The organism is Streptomyces sp. ISL-12, assembly GCF_018614415.1.
Taxonomy (GTDB): domain Bacteria; phylum Actinomycetota; class Actinomycetes; order Streptomycetales; family Streptomycetaceae; genus Streptomyces.
Genome location: NZ_JAGGOO010000167.1, coordinates 1 through 18,465 on the forward strand (window position 1 = coordinate 1; position 18,465 = coordinate 18,465).

Genomic DNA, 18,465 nt, shown 5'->3' on the forward strand with positions numbered 1-18,465 from the left:
TCGCGATGAGTCACGACTCAGGCAGATGTGATTCGGGTTGTTTCAGCGTGATGCCGTTGTAGGTGGCGACCTGCCGGCCGTAGGCGTCCCGGGGGCGAGCGCGGTTGAGTTGGGGGACGACGGAGAGCAGGTTGCGGCCGAAGACCTGTTTCGTGCCGGCGCGGACGCCGTTGTCCTCGGCCCAGTCGCGCCAGACAGCCCACAGGGCGTCCACGGGCACGCTGCACGCCGGTCCGGTGGTGCAGCGTTCCCGCAGGAACGCGGACGTGGGTGAGGCGGTGTCCTGCATGGTGGTGACCGCTTCGCGGCTGGAGACGGGTTCGGTGATCCGGCCCGTTGCCTGAAGCCGGGCGAGTCCGTCAAGGGCCCAGTTGATGATGCCGGGCATTTCCGCGATGAGCTTGTCGGTCAGGGCGGGGTCTTCCTTGCCCAGCCACGACACGGTCATGTTGAGCAGGATGAAGCGTCGGGCGATGACCCCGGAGGAGTCCCCGAAGTGGGGCAGCTCGTTGGACAGGATCATCAGCCGGGTCGGAAGCTTCCCCGTCCAGGGTTGGCGGTACTTGCGATCGATGTCGATCGTGTCCTCACCGGAGATGGTGAGCAGCCGTTCCACGACCTGGCTGTTGTCGTTGCCGGACAGCCGGGCGTCGGAGATGACCGCGAGGGGCTTGCCGACCAGCGTGGACAGTCCGAAGTTGGTGCCGAGACCGGCCAGGGTCGGACCGGCAAGATTTTCCTTGCCGACCAGCATTTTCAGTACCCGGGCGATGGTGCCCTTGCCGGACCGGGACGGGCCGACCATGAGCAGGATCTTCTGTTGGTCGGTCCGGCCGGACAGGACGTAGCCGAACCATTCCTGAAGTGCGGCGATGGCGTCCGGGGCGTCCGGCCAGATCTGCGACAGGAACCGTTCCCAGGTGGGCGCGGTGGCGTCCGGGTCGTAGGCGAAGGGCACGGAGACGAGGTTGAAGAATCCGGGCCCGTGCGGCAGCAGTGCCCGGTCCCGGATGCGCAGCAACCCGTTCTCGCACGCGACGATGGGGCCGTGATCCTGTCCGGTGTCGCCCTGGTCATCGATCCATGCCGGGGCGTCGGTGTCGGTGGGCAGCAGCGTGATGGCTCCCAGGGCGTCCAGCAGATTGCCGATCTTCTGCTTGGTCGGCGCCCAGGGGTGCTCCTCCATCTGCCCGTCCTTGCCCGGCGTGAGGTAGACGGCGTGTTCAAGGCGCGTGTACATGGCAGCGCGCATCTGCGCTTCGTCCAGCTCGCGCCAGCAGGTACCCGTCCAACGCATCCACGAGGCACGCCACCGCCGGCACACGAGACGCCCGTCCTCGGTCTGCCAGTCGGGCAGCAGCCGACGGGCGACAGCCAGGGGGTTGGAGGGCGCGGGCAGTTCTTCCAACGCGGTCATGCGGCCGTCCTCCCTTCCTGCGGAGTCCGGAGCGGGCAGGCGCCCCGGTGGTTCTCGTGGTCGGTGATCAGGGCCAGCACGCGCGCCTTGCCTACGGCGCTGCGGTCACGGCCGCACTCGCACCGCGAGGTGGCGGTGGGCACGGCGCCACGCGGCGCGCAGATGGTCAGCCACGCCACGGGGTACCGGCCGTCACCGTCCTGCGGGTCAGGGCGAAGAGCAGTGTCGACGCCCTGACGGGCGGCGCCTGTCGGCTCGCCCACGGCCGCCGGGGGCGCGGCCGGTCGGGCGGCGTGCGGGCCGGTCGGGGTGGGGGTGATGCTCTTCAGAGGGGGGCGGGAAGGGGTGGTCATGCCGCTGCCCCCCTGCGGGTCTGGTTGTGGGCAATCGACCAGTTCAGGGCGCTGCGCAGGGTGGACCGGCACTCGGACACGGTGAGTCCGGCCGCCTCCCCCGCCTCCTGAAGAGCCTGTTCGACCACATGCCGGGGGAGGTCGCCCCACGCGACGAACCGGCCTACGGCGCGGGCGGCGCGGAACAGGGCGGCTTCGCGTCCGCCGACAGCGGCGGACGCGACGTTGCGTGCTTCGTTGGTGAGTGCGGTGTCCGCGTATTGGCGGTATTGCCCCACTGTGGCCACTGAGGGTGCCTCAGACGGCTTGTGAGCCGGACGCAGGATGCTCAGCAGCCATCCGGGCACCGGGAGCGGCACAGAGGCGCACACGGTCTCGTAGCGGTCCTGGCCGATCAGGCTTCCCGGGGCGACGACGTAGCCGCCCCATGCCCGGGTGTCGACCGAAGGGGCCACCGTCCCGGCGGTGTTGGCCAGCCGGACGCCGGTCGGGGCGGTGAAGTACAGGTGTTGTCCGCCGCTCGCGGTCCGGGTGCGGTAGGTGGTGGGGACGGGGTGCCCGGCGCGCTCGCAGAGCGCCCCGAAGGTTGCCGCGCCGTCAGGCGCGTCCACATTGCCCTTGTGCTCTGGCGTGTCCAGGTCCACCACGAGCAGCCCGGACGGGCCGCACGCGATGCCGACGTTGAACGGCGCCGACGACCACGCGGCGCGGATGCGGTCCGGGTCGGTGGTCGCCCGCTGCTCCCACTTCAGGTGCCCGTCGGCGCACGGCCCGGTGCGCGGGCACCGGGCCTCTCCGTGCAGGGCGGGGCGCTTGGTGCCGGGACGGAGAGGGAAGACGTGCCAGCCATGTTCGGCGGCTTCCAGGGCGGCGCACATGAGGTCCTTGCTCATGCCGCACTCCCTTCGGTCAGCATGGTCTGCTGGTGAGTGGGGATGGCAGCCAGGACGCGGGTACGCCAGTTGAGGGCGTAGTCGATGCAGTTCGCGCAGTTCTTGTGCGGGTGACCGGGCAGCGGCGGTCGGCGGCGTGCGTGGGAGCTCCAGGCGGCGGAGTCGGCGGAAGCGAGCAGGTGCCCGACGCGTTCCAGACCGAGCGTCTTGAAGCCGAAGCCGTGCAGTTTGAAGCCGTGCGCGGCCATCGCGGTGACGATCGCGGCCCCTTCACGGGTGGACTGCAACCGGCACACCGATCCCAGCCCCACCACCGGCTCCGCGCGCAGGTCGACGCCGGCCTTCTCGAACAGTTCCACGCACTGCTCGTACTGCGGGATGCTGCGGCCCTGAAGCACGGGCGCGATCCGCAGGTCAGGGGCGAGGGAGCGCAGTTCCAGGAAGTTGGCGACGGTGCGGCGCTGATGCTCGGCAACGCTGAGGTGGGTGCCGACGAAGTACTGCCCGCCGAACCAACCGCCGTGGATGATGGCGTCTTCGCACATCCAGTCCTGTTGCGCGGCCCAGTCGTAGGGGCCGGCGTGCTCCCAGATGCGGCGCAGCGAGTCGACGTACTGGCGCGGGGTGCGGGTCCAGGTGCCCTTTGCCTTCAGCTCCATGAATCCGCCGGAGTCGACCGCGTAGGGCCCCTGGGCTTCGTCCCACTTGACGGCGCGGTCGAAGTGCTCGGACTTCAGGAACAGCGGCACGTCGGTCCAGCGCAGCCAGTGCCGCTTGTGGGTAGTCAGGTAGAACCTCACGCCGCCACCCCCAGCACGGACGTGGGGGTGAGGGTGGCGAGCCAGGCGCGGGCGATCCACGCGGTGTAGGCGGGCGGGAGCGCTTCCCGCAACCGAAGGTGATCGGTGGAGATGCCCTTGGCTGTGCGGATCTCCTCCACGGTGGCCTTGCCGCCGCCGGCGCCGTACGCGGCGACGTACGGGCCGTGGCGGTAGACGCCGTGTCGCCAGCCGCGCACGTAGCCCCGGTGACGGGGGTGCGCCGGCTGCGGGACCGACCAGCCGCCCAACTCGAAGTAGCGGTGCATGATCACCGCTAGGCCGAACATCTCGCCGCACAGGCGCAGGTCTTTGCGGACCTCGGAGCCCGCCACGTTCTCCATCACCCACGGCCGCCCCGTGGCTTCCAGGGCGGCACGGGTCGGAGCGATGAGCCTCGGGTAGGTACGGCCGATGGCCGCGTTGCGGGCGCGGTTGGTGCCCTTCGTGGGAGCTCCCTCGCCCTGGCAGGGCGGGGAGGCGTGGACGAAGTCGAACTCGTGACCGTGGGCGCGGATGAACTCGATCGCGTCGCCCTGGTGGAAGGCGTCACCGCAGTAGTCCGGCTGCGCCTGGATGTCGACGCCGGTCACGTGCACGCCGGGGATGGCACGCTGGATGCCCTTGGTGGCGCCGCCGATGCACGAGAAGGCGTCCAGGACCCGGACGGGCCGGAACGTGTCCGACGCTCGCCGAATGGGGGTGGGTTGCGTCATGCTGGAGACCTCCAACAGGTCTGTTGAGGACGGGTTGGACAAGGGGGCGGCCCCGCGTTCTTGGCGGAGTGGGGGGCCGCCCGTGGCGTAGCTAGAAGGGGCTGTGCTGCCGGTACCGGGCGTTGGTGACGATGTCGGTGTGGTCGAACGCGAGGCACCGGGCGTCTTCGAGCGGGACCCAGCGGACGGCGGCGGCGTCGTCCCCGGCGTGGGCGGTGGTGCCGGCGGGGACGGTGACCAGGTAGGCGGCGGTGACGTACCGGCCGCGCGGGTCGCGGTCGGGGGCGTCGTAGATGCCGATCAGCTCCATGTCCCAGGGGTCGACGTGGACGCCAGTCTCTTCCGCCAGTTCGCGGGCGGCGGCGGCGCGGGAGGTCTCGCCGGGGTCGACGTGCCCGCCGGGCAGGGCAAGGCGGCCCTTGTGCGGGGGCCAGCCCCGTTCGATCAGCAGGACGGCACCGTCCCGGATGCACACCACATCGGCGGTGTAGCGGATCGTTTCGAAGGTTTCGGTCATGGGTGCGGGTCTCGCTTCCTGCTCGGGTTGGGTTCAGCCGTGGAAGTGGCTGCGCTTGATGACGGCTTTGCGGATGTTGACCGTGGTCCCGCTGCCGTGGTGGCCGTTCGCGCTGAAGACCTGCACGGCGATCCATCCGCCGAAGATCACGGCGGCGAGGGTGATGAGCTGGCCGATGAACGCGGTCAGCGCGGCGATGAACGAGGTGAGCAACAGGAGTCCGCCGCACACGGCGAGGAAGCCGACGCCCCCGAGGGCGACGTTGACCGCCGTGCGGGACACGGCCGGCTTGGCGGCGACCGGTTCGGGCTGAGCCGGGGCCACGGCGTAACCGGTGACGACTCGGCCGTCCGGCAGGACGATGCTCGCCACGGCCGGGACCGTGCCCGGCTGGACGGGGACGACCGGCGCCGGATGCACAGTGGCGGGCGGATACGGGGTCGGCTGGTGGACTTCCACGGCCCGCTGAACGGGCGAGTGCGGGGTGTGTTCGGGGTACATGCGGAATCCCTTCTGGCGCACGGCCAGGGAGGCAGGGGCACCCCCTTCGGGGTGCCCCTGCGAGGGGTGTTTCCGGGGTGTGACCTGCGTGCCTCCCTGACTCCCTGACTGATCATTGATGCTGGTCAGGGGCAGGGAGGCGGGTCAGGGAGGGGTTCAGGGAGTTCTCCCTGCCTCCCTGGTCCGCCGGGGTGCGGCTCCCTGCGGTCAGGAAGCGGAAGCGGAACCGTCGTCGTCGCGGTTGGCGACGGCGCGGGCGAGGCGTTCGCGGGCGACGACCATGCGGCCGTCCGACTTGTACGGCTCGGCTCCGGTGCCCTCCAGCACCCGGCGCAGGTCCCCGGGCGTCCAGCCGCCGTACGCGTCGGTGTTCAGCGCGTCCAGCCGCTTGAGCACGTCCTGCGTCAGCAGCCGGTGCGTGTCCCCGAACACGGCCAGGATGTCCGCCAGCGGGTCACGCTCCTCACCCCGGTCGGCCACGGTCAGCGTGGTCACGCCGTCGCGCAGCCGCTTGGCCCGCTCAGCGATCTCGGTGGCGGTGTCGGTGTCGATGTAGTGGGTGCGGACCGTGATGGACGCCTGCCCGGCCGGGATGGCGATGCCGTCCGAGGCGACCACGACCGTGCCCTTGTCCAGACCCGGGCGCAGCAGGTTCGGCGCCGCCCCTCCGTCGACCGCCTTGTCGCCCAGCGCCATCCGGGCCTGCGACTCCGTGCCCAGCGCGAGGGAGGCGCGAGTGTGGGCGCCCTCGCGCACGAGCTTGGGAAGGTTCTGGTCGGTGGGGTCCTGCGTGCCCTGCCACAGCAGCACGTTGACCGCCCGCCCCTGGTTGTGGATCTTTCGCGCGGCCATGAAGTACCGGGAGGTGGCCTTGGAGCCGCCGTAGGGCCGCTTGTCGGCGTCGGTCAGCGGGCACATGAACGCCACCTGTGCTTCGTCCACCAGCAGGATCAGCGGCGGGAACATGGTCCCGGGAGGCGCCTGGAGACGGCGCTCCATCTCGCTCACGCCACCTTCGAGCATCTCGGTCGCGTCGATGACGTGGTCATCGGTCGGCCCCTGGATGAGCACCGTGGCAAGACCGTCGTACATGGCCCAGTCGCCGGCGCCCTTCAGGTCAGCGATACGGAACTCAACCGACCTGTCCAGAGCGAGCCACAGGGCGAGGGAGCGCAGCGCGGCGGTCTTGCCCTGGTTGGACAGGCCCGTGATCAGCAGGTGGCGCTGATACAGGCTCAGGGCGGCGGCATCGCCGCGCAAATCCTGGCCCCACGGGGCCTTGCCCTTGGCGTAGTCGGCGGTGAGCGTCTCGTCGGTGGCCAGCGGGGACGGGCCGATCGGCTCATCCAGCGCCCCCGAGTCCGCCACCCACAGCCGCACGGTGCGGGCGGCGGTCGGCAGGGTGATGAACACCTCGTGCTCATGGCGCGAGAGGTTCTCAGCGAGCTTGCGCCGACGCTGCTGCACCTCCACCGTCGACACCCCCGAGGGAAGGGTCACGTCGACTTCCACGCCACATCCCGCGATCTTGATCGGGGACAGCATGGACGCGCCGGCATCCCCCATCTCCTTGATGGCCCGGGCCAGGGCGGGCACGCCGAGATCGCGCAGGGCCTTGACCACGATGGACGGCGTGATCGGCTCCCCCTCACCCGTCCGGACGTTGGCGGGGAGAGCCCACTGAGGTGCGGCGTGCTGCTTGCGGCCGACCGACCACAGGGCCAGCAGTCCCAGGAACGGGGCAATCGTCAGCGCCGGGCCCCACACGACCTGAACGATGCGGATCAGCAGGGCGATGAACTCGATCGTGGCGTCCAGCGGGGTCAGCACGTCCGCCACGTGGCCGGTGTTGATGGCCATGACCACCCCGAGGGCGACCAGCGCGCCCACGCTCATGCCAGCGCCCACGGCCACGCCCTTGGCGGCGTCCATCGGGGAGTGCAGCAGGTCCATGCGGCGGTGATGGCGTGCGGCGCGGAAGCGCTGCAACCGCTCCTCCCACTCCTCGGCCGCTTCCAGGTTCCCCGCCGCCTCGGCCGCGCGGATCATCCGCTCGTAGCGGGAGCCGGTGCGGCCGTCCCACGCCCGGCGGGTCACGATCCGGGCGCCGCCCAGGGTGTAGAGGCTGTGCCGGACCACCGCCCGGCCCGCCGCCCTGGTCGTCTCGTGCGTCGCGGCCGACTTCACTACGCGCCCCGAACGCACCCAGAGCGGCGCCGGGGGCGCCGGCGGCGCGTCGGGGACCACGGTCAGCGTGGTGACCGCGTCGGCGGGCGGCGGGTCGGTCGGCTTGTGGAGGTGAACGACGTTCTCCGTCATGCTGGCAGTGCTCCTGACTGCCCCCGCAGGGGGCGGGAGGGAAGGTGAGCCGGGGTGGCCGGGGCCGTGGAAAGCGCGGCCACCCCGGTACGTACGGACTGGGCTGGTCACCACCAGCCGGACGACTTCCGGGCCGCCTTGGCGCGGGCGGCTTCGGTGATCAGCCGTTGGCGTTCGGCGTGGAGCGCGGACAGTTCAGCGGTCAGCCGTGTCTCAGCGGTCGTGCCGGTGGTGTCGATGCGCTGTTCGGCGCGGTCGGTGCTGCGGCCACGGCCGGCCCGGTAGGCGCCACCGGCCAGAGCACGGGCCATCGCCCGGCGCTCCTGGCCGTTCAGCGGCCACCACTCACCCCGGCGGACCGCCTCCAGCTTCTTCGTGGTCTGTTCGATCGCGCGGTCCAGGCGGCGGGTGTCTGCGTTGCGCATGGTCAGACGCTCCTCGGACCTTGGTGGAAGTCGGCGGCGGCCTGGCGGGCGGTGTCCCTGACGCCGGTCAGCAGCTCCTCAAGCCGGTCGAGGGTGACGTAGATCAACCGGCTCTGCGCGCCGCCGGTGATCCGCAGGGAAACGGCGGGCTCGGCACGGTCGGAGCCGGTATGCAGGATGACCGCCTCGGCGGTCAGCGTCGAGGAGTCGCCTCCACGGTTGTTGCTGGTGAAGCGGTAAGCCATTGATGTCCTCTCAGGTCAGATGGTGTCGTGACAGGGCACGCAGGTTCCGAGCGAGGCGGGGATGACGTAGCCCGCATCCCGGCGGCACTCGGGGCAGACGCGCCGGGCGGCATTGGCCTTGGCCAGTGCCGCCCACCGGCCCGGCGTCATCGGGCGGACCGGTTTGGCGAGGTCGACGCGGTAGAGGTAGGCGACCAGGGGCGGGCGGCCCCGCCGCCGGGGGCGTTCGAGCTGAGCGGCCACGTCCTGACCACCGGGCCGCAGCCCGCGTGCCCTGAGCTGGCGGCGGGTGGCGTAGCCGCCCGGGGCCAGGCGCCACCGGTAGACGGGCAGCGTGCTCACGCCGCCCCGCGCCGTCCGGGCCGGCGGCCGGCGACCGATCCGAGCAGCCGCCCCAGACGGGCACGGCGAGGACCAGGACGGCCGGACCGCTTGGCCGCGTACATGGCCTCATCAGCGCGGCGCAGCAGCGCGGACAGGTCCTCGCCCGGGTGGTCGGCGGCCCGCACCCATCCCAGGGACACGGTGGTGTGCACCTCGGGGGCGGTGTCGACCGGCCGGGCCAGGACGCGGGCGAGGGTGCTCATGCGGCCACCCGCTTCCACGCGGCACGCAACCGGACCTCACTGGCGGAGTGCCCGGCGGCCCGGAAACGGGCGGCCATGTCGCGGTAGGACAGGGGCGGCGTCTGGCTGTGCCGGATGTTGTGAACGAGGGTGTCCAGCGCGTCATCCGACAGCGAGGGCGCCCCGGTCTCCAGCGCCGGTACCGGTTCGGTGGGGCCCCATACGGGGAGTTCCCAGCGGGGTGTGACGCCGGGTGTGACGGGGGCCGTCACGCTGGTCAGGGCCCTGCCGGTCTCCTCGCCTTTGCGGGCGGTCTCCAGCGTCGACCACGCCCCCGCGAGCGTCTGCGCGGTGGCGGCCTGGACGCGTGCGACGCGTGCCCCGGCCTGCGTCACGGCTGTCAGCCGGGTCTCCTCGGTGGCCGCTTCAGCCCGCAGCCGGGCACGGGCCACGGCGGCCTCGTCGCGCGCTTCCTGCTGGATGCCCCGGATGGCGTCCAGCGCGAGCGGGGTGAGCGCGGTGCGCTCCCACAGGCTGTGGACCAGCCACAGTGCCTTGGCAGCGATAGGCAGCCATGCCACGGCCAGCCACGCCCCGGCGGAGTGGTCGGCGGTCAGTGCGTGGGCGACCAGGACGCCGGCGGCGAGGACGCCGAAGGACCAGCCGACGGCGGTCACGGCGCGGTTGTGGTCGCCCTGCGCGGCGAGGCGGCGTTCGTAGGCGAGGGTGGCGAGCCATCCGCCGTCGATGCCGAGACCGACGACCAGGGCGACCGGCCACGGCACCGCCGCACCGAGCCACATCATGACCACCGCGAGGGTGAGCACCATCGACACGGCTGTCATCGCGACTGCCGGAAGTACTGTCTTCGCCTTCACAGCGCACCCCCTGCCTGCCCCGCCGGGGCGCGGTCGGCGTCCGGTAGGTCGGCGTACGCGGTTAGCTCGATGACCGCACCCGCGAACTCGCATTCGGCCTTCAGCACGCGGGTGCGGCCATCGCTCTGGGTGCGGTAGCCGACCGCGTCCGGCGCGATCCGCAGGGCGGTGCGCCACTGCTCGAACGCGGCCAGGCTCTCGCCCGCGCTGGTGTGGAAAATCAGACTCAGGCACTCCGGGAAGACCGTGGACACGTGCACGTCGGGCGCGGGCAGGTGCGGGAAGTCCACGGCCAGCAGCCGCAGCGCCCGCAGCGCAACCGTCAGGTTGTCCAGCGTCACAGCGCACCCCCTGCCGTGATCAGCGCGGCGAGGATGAGCAGGGCGCCGCCCGTGCACGTCAGGTCGACCGCGCGGCGCAGGCACGTGAACTTGGCGACCGCCAGCCGGGACAGCCCGGCGATGTCGGCAGCCGCGTCCCTGTCGACCGCTGCCGTGATCTCCTCGGCCGTGAGGGTGGCCCACAGCGGGAAGCCGTGCCGGCCGGACAGGTTCGGCCGCACCGACTTCAGCAGCAGACCGGCGGCGCCGACCAGCAGCGCGAGACCGGCGCCGCCGGCGACGTAGGCGGGAACGTTGAGGGGGAGGTCGCGGGCGACCGTCCAGGCGCCGGCGAGGACGGCGCCGACGAACGCCAGCAGCAGTGCCGTCTTCGTGTCCGTCCGCGCGATCTCCGCCTTCACCTCGGCGTGGGCGGCGGTCAGGTTCTTCTCCGTCGCGGTGCTCACGCGGCACCCCCGGGCAGGCTCGTACCGGCCGCGCGGTTGACCAGGGCGACGCGGGCGGTGAGCGCCCGGCGGCGGGCCCGGCGGATACGCCGCTCGTCCAGCTCGCTCGGGGTGCGGTCCAGGGTGGTGATGTGCGCGTCCAGCAGGTCGACGTCCGCCAGGATGACGGGCATCTCTCGCTCGATCGCGTCCAGCTCCGCATCCGTCGGCTCCATCCACGGAGCGAACGCGGTAACAGCGTCCTGAAGTGTGACGATGTGGTCCATGGGTCGTGGTCTCCCTCGCAGGTGAAACGGCCCGAACAGCACCCCCGGAGTTGCCTCTCCGGGGGTGCGCGCCGTTGGAGCGGTACTTCCGGCTCCCCGCACTCCCGTCCGTACGTCGCCACGCAGTGCGCGGGACGGACGGGCGGGAGAGGCAGCCGGCCCGCAGCTCACGCGCTACGGGACCGAAGCAGGACCGGGCTTGCTGCACGGGCATCGCCGGCCGGTCCGTCGCGGCGACGCCTCGGTATGTCGTCGGCTCATGCCGACCTCCCGCAGATCGCAGGGACAACAGGGCGCGGCTTGGCCGCGCGGTCCGTCTTTTCGACTCGGGGAGACGGGACCCACCTATGCAGTTCTCAATGAACGACCAGTTCAGAGCCTTACGGCGCCACATAGCACGCCGCAGTCACCCTGTCCGGCATAAAGACTGACTCACCGGTGTTGGTGGTGTTGTACCAACAACCGGTCGCCCTGAGCTTGCACCCGAGTTGTTGGGTGCGTCAAGACGAAAGGCGTATGTTGTTGGCACAAGTCAGCCAACTAGCGAGGAGGCACCGTGCGGGAGCAGCGCCCGAGGTACCACCGAATTGCGGATGACCTGCGGGGACAGATCGAGCGGGGGGAACTTGAGGCCGGCGAGCAGCTCCCGACGGAGTTCGACTTGGTCGAGCGGTACGAGGCGAGCCGCAACACCATTCGGTTGGCTCTGCGTCGCCTGACCGAAGAAGGGCTCATCATTGCTGGTCAGGGGCGGGGAAGCTTCGTTCGTCACAGCCTGACGCCAGCCGTCTGGGACTGGTCAGTACTGGAGTCGCGCGCACGGCACAAGTCAGATGACAACGGTGACCAGTGGTCCAGCATTGTGGCCGAAAGTGGTCGCCAGCCTCGACAGGAAGTGCGTGTGTCCATCCGGCGTCCGCCGACGGAAGTCGCGGAACGTCTCCAGCTCGACCCCGAGACTGCCTTGACCGTCGTCCGGGAGCGAGTGCGCATAGTCGACCAGGACCCGTACGCCCTGGCTGACTCCTACTTCCCCGAGGAACTGGTGCGGGGCACGCCGCTCATGCTGCCGGAAGACGTGTCGGCACCCGGCGGCGTCCTGGCCAGTGTTGGCCTTGTTCAGGCCCGTTATCGAGACGAGATCACCGTGCGGATGCCGACGCGCGCGGAGATCGAAAAGCTGTCGCTGCCGTCTGCCACTCCCGTGGCCGTGCACATGCGTACGGGCTACGACGAGAACGACCGGCCCCTACGAGTAATGATCACGATCCTTCCGGGAGACCGTCATGTCATCAGGTACGACGTTTCGGCAGAGTGAGTCCGTCTCACAGGAGCGAGCCAGTGTGAAGGCCCTGCGAAGTATCGACTCGACGCTTCCGCGCAACCGGCGCCCCACGCGGGTCTGGTACACGTCCTACGGGTCCAACATGCACCTTGACCGGCTTGCCGCGTACATCAAGGGCGGCCAGCCGCCAGGAGCGGCAAGGGAATACCCAGGGTGCCGTGACCGGGCCATGCCGACTCGGTCCATTCCCGTGGAACTGACCGGCGCGATGTACTTCGCGACCGAATCACCCGTGTGGGGAGGCGGTAGAGCCTTCTACGATCCCCATGCGAGCGGACGCGTGCTTGCCAGGGCGCACCTGGTGACTGTCCAGCAGTTCGCCGACATTGCGGCTCAGGAGATGTACCGGGCGCCGGGGACGGACCTTGACTTGGTCGACGCGCTGACGCAGGGGCGTGCCGTGTTGGGTGAGGGCCGCTACGAAACGCTCGTGTGTGCCGGGCAGGTCGACGAGATGCCCGTGCTCACCTTCACGGCCCCGTGGAGCATGGCTGACGTGGAATGGGTCCCCCCTTCGTCGGCCTACGTTCGCTTCTTGGCGGCAGGTCTGCTGTCCGCCGGCGTGTGGGACGTTGAGGCGGTCGCTTCGTACGTGGCCGCGTGCCCTGGAGCGAACGGCCACTGGTCGGAGAAGGGGATTGCCGATCTACTGAGCGAGGGCGCGTGAGAGCTCCGGCGACGGCGCGTTTGGCCAACCTCTGGCCAAACGCGTATCTACAGGGCGGGCGAGTCAGCGGAAGTAGCAGGTCATCGATGGTTTGGCGGCGCTTTGTGCGGCGGCCTTGAAAACCGTCGTGGCAGCGATGTCACCGTGGGTTCAAATCCCACACCCACCGCAGGCGAACGGCCCCTGACCAGTACGTATGGTCAGGGGCCGTTGCCATGTCCGCCACCCGCCGGGCACCACTGTTCCCCCTGGTTTCCCGGCCGAACGGGCACGGAAGGGGCACGACTGGGGCACGCTCGGAGAGGCCCTCCAGCGTCGTCTACCGGTTGATCGGGATCTCGTAGACGATCTCGCAGTGAGCGGCGGGCACGACGATGTCGGCTGTCTCGACCGGCCGCCCGTCGTCGCTGTAGTACGTCCGCCGGATGTGCGTGACGAGTGCGGCCTTCTGGATGCCGAGGAGTGACGCCTCCTCGGCGGTCGCCTGCCGTGGCTCGGGCTGCTCGACGGCGTGGCTGACGGTGACGCCGATGGCGGCCATGCGGTTCACGACGCCTGCCCCGGCATGCGGGCCGCCCTCGGGGAGTACGACGAGAGTGCCGGCCGTGAGGTCGTACGGCTCCCAACTCGTCGACAGTTGCACGGGCCTGCCGTCGGCGAGGAACTCGTACGAGGTGCGGACGCACAGGTCCCCTTCGGTGATGCCGAGCCGTCCCGCGATGTCGGCGGGCGCCGGCACCTTGGCGTCGGTCCGGCTCTCCCAGTCCCCTTGCCTGCCGACGGCCTTCATGTCCGCCCGGAACGGCGACCCGGCGGGCTGCTCACGCGCCGAGGATCGGACGATCCGCACCCGCTGCCGGGGCTCGGCGACGTAGGTCCCCGATCCGGCCCGTCCCTCCAGCACGCCCTGGGAGATCAGCAACTCCTGTGCCCGCCGCACCACGTTCTCGCCCACGCCGCATTCCTGGCCGATCTGGGCGCGGGAGGGCAGGCGGTCTCCCGGCTCCCACTCGTGCTCCGCGATCCGCCGCCGGAGTTCGTCGGCGATGCGGAGATAGGGCGGCTGCTCAGGCATATGGAAAATCTAGTCCACTAGCTCTAATCTAGTTAACTAGCTTCACTGAAAGTGATCGCCGGTGACGGAGGCTGCCCTGTGCCTGCTTCAGGTGTGAGCGCGGAGGCCATCGCAGCGCGGTTATCGGCCGCCGGGCTCGCCACGCACGTGGAAGAACACGCCCGGCACACGTCGGTCGAGGCGGAAGTACCGGAGTCCCTCACCACCGAGTCATGGCGGGAGGTCCTGGAAGCGGTGGCCGAAGCAGACCGCTTCGGGCTTCACGTCACCAGCCTGAACGGCCGCACCCTTTGGGCGGTCGTACGCAAAGCGGTCCCCTCGACGGGCGATGTCGGGGGACCGAGCCATCAGCGATAGGAGCTGATCAGCGTGCTCAACCGTATCCGCCGAGCTTTCACGCTCACCAGAGGGCGGCACCCCTCCAGGGGCAGGCACCGCCGCCCCGTCACGCCTTTTCGGCCGCCGGTCGCCCCTGCCTCCCGTGCGTCCGCTGACGCGCCGACGGTCGCTCTACGGCGGCCTTCCGACGGCGCGGGCCACCGCTACGGACTCACGGGCGAGGACAACGCGCTCGTCCGCCCGTACGTGCTGGCCTGGGAGAGGCGTACCCGACGACGCCCGGCGGTGGTCGTCGCTCCCCACCTGCCGGCCGACGCGCGGTCGCTTCTCCTGGGGGTGCGCTGATGTCCCGCCCTCGATGTGCTCCGGGCGTCGAGTCCTACCGATCGACTGCCTGCCGGATCGGCACGCACCGGGAGTGCGCGGTGTCCTCTCCGGCCCTGGCGCCGATCGACATCCCGGTGATCTACGAAGCCTGCGACTGCTCGTGTCACTCCATGCCTGGCGAGCGACAGTCGGCGGAGACAGAGCAGTGAGGGACCGGACGTCCGACGCCGAGGCGACCGAGGAACAGGCGCGAGGATGATGACGCAGGATGAATTGAGGCTTCTCCCTTGGTCGGGACCGGGAGGCAAGCCGTGCTACCTGAGCACCGACGACCGCGACGGCTACGTGTCCCGCCTGGCCGATCACATCGAGGCCTTGCAACTCGGGGCGGCAGACCAACTCCGGGAGGAAGCCCTTGAGATCCTGGAAGATCGAGGGATCGACGACGAGGAGGACATGGCTCTCCTCGCCGCTCGGTTGGCTGGCGCCTTGGAGGACGTGCTGCGCGTAGCGAACAGCCGTGGCCACCGCCTGGCGAAACTCGAGTCCTCCTGAGACAACGAAAACGGACAGCGGTCGAGACACCACGTCGCTAACGGGAGGTAGCCGGTATGTAGTTGGGTTGCCTCCCGCCGTGACAACCTTCTGATCCGTAGCTCTACAGAAATCGGCCGGGGATGGTCATACCGGTTGCTCGGGAGTGTCTGGGGGAGGTTGATGGTCGGGGGCGGTTACTGGGGTTGCTGTATCTAGTTGCTGTACAGCTGCCGCAGCTTTGCGGGTCCTAGCGAGGTTGTTGCGGGCGTCGAGGGTGTTGGGGTGGTCGGGTCCCAGAATCCGCTCGTAGTCGGCCAGGACCCGCTCGCGCAGGTCGAGGGCGTCCTGGATGCGTCCGGCATCGCTGTAGGAGTTGGCGAGGTTGTTGCGGGCTTTGAGGGTGTCGGGGTGGTCGGGTCCCAGAATCTGTTCCCGGTCGGCCAGGACCTGCTCGCGCAGGTCGAGGGCGTCCTGGGTGCGTCCGGCATCGCTGTAGGAGTTGGCGAGGTTGTTGCGGGCTTTGAGGGTGTCGGGGTGGTCGGGTCCCAGGATCCGCTCCCGGTCGGCCAGGACCCGCTCGCCGAGGTCGAGGGCGTCCTGTACGCGCCCGGCATCGCTGTAGGAGATGGCGAGGTTGTGGCGGGCGTCGAGGGTGTTGGGGTGGTCGGGTCCCAGGATTCGCTCGTAGTCGGCCAGGACCCGCTCGCGCAAGTCGAGGGCGTCCTGGGTGCGTCCGGCAGCGCTGTAGGAGTTGGCGAGGTTGTTGCGGGCGGTGAGGGTGTTGGGGTGGTCGGGGCCCAGAATCTGTTCCCGGTCGGCCAGGACCTGCTCGCGCAGGTCGAGGGCGTCCTGTACGTGCCCGGCATCGTTGTAGGAGGCGGCGAGGTTGTGGCGGGCTTTGAGGGTGTTGGGGTGGTCGGGTCCCAGGATCCGCTCCCGGTCGGCCAGGACCCGCTCGGCGAGGTCGAGGGCGTCTTGGACGCGTCCGGCAGCGCTGTAGGAGTTGGCGAGGTTGTTGCGGGCGTCGAGGGTGTTGGGGTGGTCGGGTCCCAGGATTCGCTCGTAGTCGGCCAGGACCCGCTCGCGCAGGTCGAGGGCGTCCTGGATGCGTCCGGCAGCGCTGTAGGAGTTGGCGAGGTTGTTGCGGGCGTCGAGGGTGTTGGGGTGGTCGGGTCCCAGGATCCGCTCCCGGTCGGCCAGGACCCGCTCGCGCAGGTCGAGGGCGTCCTGTACGTGCCCGGCATCGTTGTAGGAGGCGGCGAGGTTGTTGCGGGCGTCGAGGGTGTTGGGGTGGTCGGGGCCCAAGATCCGCTCGTAGTCGGCCAGGACCCGCTCGGCGAGGTCGAGGGCGTCCTGTACGCGCCCGGCAGCGCTGTAGGAGACGGCGAGGTTGTTGCGGGCTTTGAGGGTGTCGGGGTGGTCGGGGCCGTGGATGCTGTTGCTGAGGCGGAGGACGGTTTCGTCGTACTCGATCGCCTGGTGGTAGAGGCCTGCTTCGGTGAGGCTGCTGCTCACCTGGTAGATGCATGGGTGGGTGGCGGGCTGCCACAGGGCCGGCCGGGTGAGCTGGTCGAGATGGACGACGTTGGCGCGCAGCAGGGCGGCCAGTTCCCGGTCTTCGTGGTCGTGGCGGGGCCACAGGCTGGTGAGGGCGTCGGCGGCGTTGCGGGCGGTGGCGGGCAGTAGGCCGGGTGGGATGGTCTCCCGGACGGCGCGGGCGGTCAGGGCGTGCGTACGCAAGGGTGCGGTGGCGGTGTCCTGGGTGATCAGGGCGTAGGTGCGCAGATGTTCCAGTGCGTGGTGCACCTGTGCTTTGGTGACGGGCGGGTGGTGCTTGAGCAGCCAACGGCGTCGTGAGGGGCGTGCGGTGCGCAGGTGGCCCAACGCTTCGGGTGTGGTCCACGCTGTGGTGGGGTGGCCGAGGGGGTCCATGAGGGAGGCGAGGTGCAGCAGGGGCCTGACCAGTTGGCTGGTGTCGGCCTCCTCGACCGCGTCGAGGGAGAGCAGCAGGGAGGCGGTGACGGGCCGACCGTAGCCCTCGGTGTCCGCGCTTTCCGGCAGCAGATCGCCCAGCCGGCTGCTGGTGTCGCGCAGCAGGGTGAGGTAGTCAGCCATCGTGGTCCGCTTGTTGATCAGATATGCGGCGGCGTGGCCGAGCGCGAGGGGAAGGTGGCCGAGTTCGGCCGCTATCTCGCCAGCCTGGTCGGGATGGTGCAGGTGGGGGTGGCCGGCATCGGTGAGCCGGCGCTTCAGATAGGCGCGGGCCTCGGAATCGGTGTAGAGGCCGATCCGGATCAGGGCGCGGCCCCCTCCGCTGAGCTGCGCGTCCTCGCGTCGGCTGGTGGCCATCACCCAGCCTCGGCCGCTCCCGCTGTCGGGCCACCACTGCCGGACCACAGCCGGGTCGCTGATGTCGTCCAGCACCACCAGCCACCGCCGCCCGGCCGCCGCCAGCCACCGCAGAAACAGCCGCGCCGCCCCCTCCACGTCGTCCGGAACCGCTCCGGGAAGCCGCAACCGGCCGGCGGCTTCCGCATACGCGCTGATGACCTGATCAATGCTGGTGGCGCGCACCCACACCAGCACCTCCAGCCCCGCCTCACCGGAATGCTCCTGATCCCGCACCTCCCGCGCCAACAACGCCGCAAGCTGGCTCTTGCCCACCCCACCGAGGCCGGACAGCACCACATCCCGGCCCTCACCACGCGCTGCCTGCACCTTCTCGCGTACCTGCGTACGGGGCTGGAAAGCCGCAGCCGAACGCGGCACATCCCCTACCCACACCGGCCACTCGACGGACGGACCCTGTGCCGGCACGGGATACACATGCATGTCCCCGGCCACCTGCGTCACATCCCCACGCGACTGCGCCGTCTGCCGCGCACGCCGCTGCCCCGAACCACCCGCCACCGGTTCCCGCCCCCTTGCCTCAGATCCGGTCCCCGCCGACCTGATCGATGTCCCCCGCGCCATCGGAACGCGCCTTTTGCCGCACGTCCTCACGCATCACAGCGCCCGGCCCCCGGGCCCTCGTGCCCTGGCCGCCACCCGTCTGCCGGATACGGCCCCCGCCGCGGGCCGACTGCCGCACTCGACGCGATCCAACCCCACCGGCCTGCGACGCCCACCAGCCCAGAGCCGCCAGCACCCCCGCCGCCACCACACCCGCCACCGGCCCGATCACATCCCACGGATCATCACCCCCCTCGGCCAGCACCGCCCACGGCACCGCCACCCCAGCGAACGCCAGCGCCGAACCCGCCACCGCCACCAACCACCGCACAAACACCCGCACAACCCACCCCCGACGAAAATCCCGGCATCAGCCTGCGCACCAACCATGCTGGCACGCACAAATCCCCGCCCACCGTAAAAGCCCGCAGATGCCGCCAGGTCGCGCCCGGCACCGTGCAACCGATCGACGGTCCCTCGCCTCCACCCACCACTGCCCTCAGCTCCCATCCCGTCCGCCGT

The 18,465-nt window shown here is 70.4% G+C and carries 21 protein-coding genes, 1 tRNA gene and 1 pseudogene; 5 read left to right on the forward strand and 18 right to left on the reverse strand.

Translation table 11 applies throughout. The annotated features are described in order from the left end of the window. Positions 1-10: 10 nt before the first annotated feature. The 16 genes and pseudogenes from J7I94_RS35285 to J7I94_RS35360 form a co-directional block, all read right to left on the reverse strand. Positions 11-1,417: a phage/plasmid primase, P4 family gene (locus J7I94_RS35285; protein ID WP_215174013.1), complete on the reverse strand. Its 1,407-nt coding sequence runs from the start codon at positions 1,415-1,417 to the stop codon at positions 11-13. After that, positions 1,414-1,770, reverse strand: a complete 357-nt coding sequence (locus J7I94_RS38835; protein ID WP_251076209.1) for a hypothetical protein — start codon at positions 1,768-1,770, stop codon at positions 1,414-1,416. The genes J7I94_RS35285 and J7I94_RS38835 overlap by 4 nt, the downstream gene beginning before the upstream one ends. Continuing rightward, complete coding sequence (locus J7I94_RS35295) at positions 1,767-2,663, reverse strand: bifunctional DNA primase/polymerase (RefSeq protein ID WP_215174015.1); 897 nt, start codon at positions 2,661-2,663, stop codon at positions 1,767-1,769. The genes J7I94_RS38835 and J7I94_RS35295 overlap by 4 nt, the downstream gene beginning before the upstream one ends. Continuing rightward, the gene (locus J7I94_RS35300; RefSeq protein WP_215174017.1) at positions 2,660-3,463 is read right to left on the reverse strand and encodes a hypothetical protein; all 804 of its coding nucleotides are present in this window, start codon (positions 3,461-3,463) and stop codon (positions 2,660-2,662) included. The genes J7I94_RS35295 and J7I94_RS35300 overlap by 4 nt, the downstream gene beginning before the upstream one ends. Further along, complete coding sequence (locus tag J7I94_RS35305) at positions 3,460-4,197, reverse strand: DNA methylase (protein WP_215174018.1); 738 nt, start codon at positions 4,195-4,197, stop codon at positions 3,460-3,462. Before J7I94_RS35305 ends, J7I94_RS35300 begins: the two co-directional genes overlap by 4 nt. A 91-nt stretch (positions 4,198-4,288) precedes the next feature. Beyond that, entirely contained in the window at positions 4,289-4,714 is a 426-nt protein-coding gene (locus J7I94_RS35310) for an NUDIX hydrolase (protein ID WP_215174020.1), read from the reverse strand. 33 nt (positions 4,715-4,747) lie between these two features. Next, positions 4,748-5,215, reverse strand: coding sequence for a hypothetical protein (locus J7I94_RS35315; protein ID WP_215174022.1), 468 nt, complete (start codon positions 5,213-5,215; stop codon positions 4,748-4,750). Between the two features lie 207 nt (positions 5,216-5,422). Further along, complete coding sequence (locus J7I94_RS35320) at positions 5,423-7,534, reverse strand: FtsK/SpoIIIE domain-containing protein (RefSeq protein ID WP_215174024.1); 2,112 nt, start codon at positions 7,532-7,534, stop codon at positions 5,423-5,425. Positions 7,535-7,641: 107 nt separating this feature from the next. After that, positions 7,642-7,959: a hypothetical protein gene (locus J7I94_RS35325; RefSeq protein WP_215174025.1), complete on the reverse strand. Its 318-nt coding sequence runs from the start codon at positions 7,957-7,959 to the stop codon at positions 7,642-7,644. A 2-nt stretch (positions 7,960-7,961) separates the two neighbouring features. Further along, positions 7,962-8,204 (reverse strand): hypothetical protein, encoded by a 243-nt coding sequence (locus J7I94_RS35330; protein ID WP_215174027.1) that lies wholly within the window; start codon positions 8,202-8,204, stop codon positions 7,962-7,964. 15 nt (positions 8,205-8,219) lie between these two features. Beyond that, complete coding sequence (locus J7I94_RS35335) at positions 8,220-8,546, reverse strand: RRQRL motif-containing zinc-binding protein (protein WP_215174030.1); 327 nt, start codon at positions 8,544-8,546, stop codon at positions 8,220-8,222. Next, positions 8,543-8,785 (reverse strand): annotated as a pseudogene (locus tag J7I94_RS35340) (diguanylate cyclase domain-containing protein); the annotation flags it as partial. The pseudogene J7I94_RS35340 and the gene J7I94_RS35335, both read right to left, overlap by 4 nt. A 2-nt stretch (positions 8,786-8,787) precedes the next feature. Then, positions 8,788-9,648, reverse strand: coding sequence for a protein spdB (locus J7I94_RS35345; protein WP_308114833.1), 861 nt, complete (start codon positions 9,646-9,648; stop codon positions 8,788-8,790). Then, on the reverse strand, positions 9,645-9,989 hold the full coding sequence (locus tag J7I94_RS35350; protein WP_215174036.1) for a hypothetical protein: 345 nt from the start codon (positions 9,987-9,989) through the stop codon (positions 9,645-9,647). Before J7I94_RS35350 ends, J7I94_RS35345 begins: the two co-directional genes overlap by 4 nt. After that, the gene (locus tag J7I94_RS35355) at positions 9,986-10,435 is read right to left on the reverse strand and encodes a Pycsar system effector family protein (protein ID WP_215174038.1); all 450 of its coding nucleotides are present in this window, start codon (positions 10,433-10,435) and stop codon (positions 9,986-9,988) included. The genes J7I94_RS35350 and J7I94_RS35355 overlap by 4 nt, the downstream gene beginning before the upstream one ends. Continuing rightward, the gene (locus J7I94_RS35360; protein ID WP_215174040.1) at positions 10,432-10,701 is read right to left on the reverse strand and encodes a DUF6284 family protein; all 270 of its coding nucleotides are present in this window, start codon (positions 10,699-10,701) and stop codon (positions 10,432-10,434) included. The genes J7I94_RS35355 and J7I94_RS35360 overlap by 4 nt, the downstream gene beginning before the upstream one ends. A 556-nt stretch (positions 10,702-11,257) precedes the next feature. Between J7I94_RS35360 and J7I94_RS35365 the strand changes: the two genes are divergently transcribed. The 3 genes from J7I94_RS35365 to J7I94_RS35375 all read left to right on the forward strand — a co-directional run bounded on the left by J7I94_RS35365 (position 11,258) and on the right by J7I94_RS35375 (position 12,882). Next, positions 11,258-12,019 (forward strand): GntR family transcriptional regulator, encoded by a 762-nt coding sequence (locus J7I94_RS35365; protein ID WP_215174042.1) that lies wholly within the window; start codon positions 11,258-11,260, stop codon positions 12,017-12,019. A gap of 25 nt (positions 12,020-12,044) precedes the next feature. Further along, positions 12,045-12,713 (forward strand): histone deacetylase, encoded by a 669-nt coding sequence (locus J7I94_RS35370; protein ID WP_215174044.1) that lies wholly within the window; start codon positions 12,045-12,047, stop codon positions 12,711-12,713. A gap of 85 nt (positions 12,714-12,798) precedes the next feature. After that, a tRNA-Ser gene (locus tag J7I94_RS35375) sits at positions 12,799-12,882 on the forward strand. A 150-nt stretch (positions 12,883-13,032) separates the two neighbouring features. Here J7I94_RS35375 and J7I94_RS35380 read toward each other — a convergent pair. Next, positions 13,033-13,788, reverse strand: a complete 756-nt coding sequence (locus J7I94_RS35380) for a GntR family transcriptional regulator (RefSeq protein WP_215174046.1) — start codon at positions 13,786-13,788, stop codon at positions 13,033-13,035. Positions 13,789-13,866: 78 nt separating this feature from the next. Between J7I94_RS35380 and J7I94_RS38840 the strand changes: the two genes are divergently transcribed. Both J7I94_RS38840 and J7I94_RS35385 read left to right on the forward strand, forming a co-directional pair. Further along, the gene (locus J7I94_RS38840) at positions 13,867-14,145 is read left to right on the forward strand and encodes a hypothetical protein (protein ID WP_308114834.1); all 279 of its coding nucleotides are present in this window, start codon (positions 13,867-13,869) and stop codon (positions 14,143-14,145) included. A 564-nt stretch (positions 14,146-14,709) separates the two neighbouring features. After that, entirely contained in the window at positions 14,710-15,009 is a 300-nt protein-coding gene (locus tag J7I94_RS35385) for a hypothetical protein (RefSeq protein ID WP_215174048.1), read from the forward strand. 126 nt (positions 15,010-15,135) lie between these two features. On the opposite strand, the gene J7I94_RS35390 is transcribed toward J7I94_RS35385, so the two are convergent. Then, on the reverse strand, positions 15,136-17,709 hold the full coding sequence (locus tag J7I94_RS35390; protein ID WP_215174050.1) for a tetratricopeptide repeat protein: 2,574 nt from the start codon (positions 17,707-17,709) through the stop codon (positions 15,136-15,138). Between the last annotated feature and the right edge of the window lie 756 nt (positions 17,710-18,465).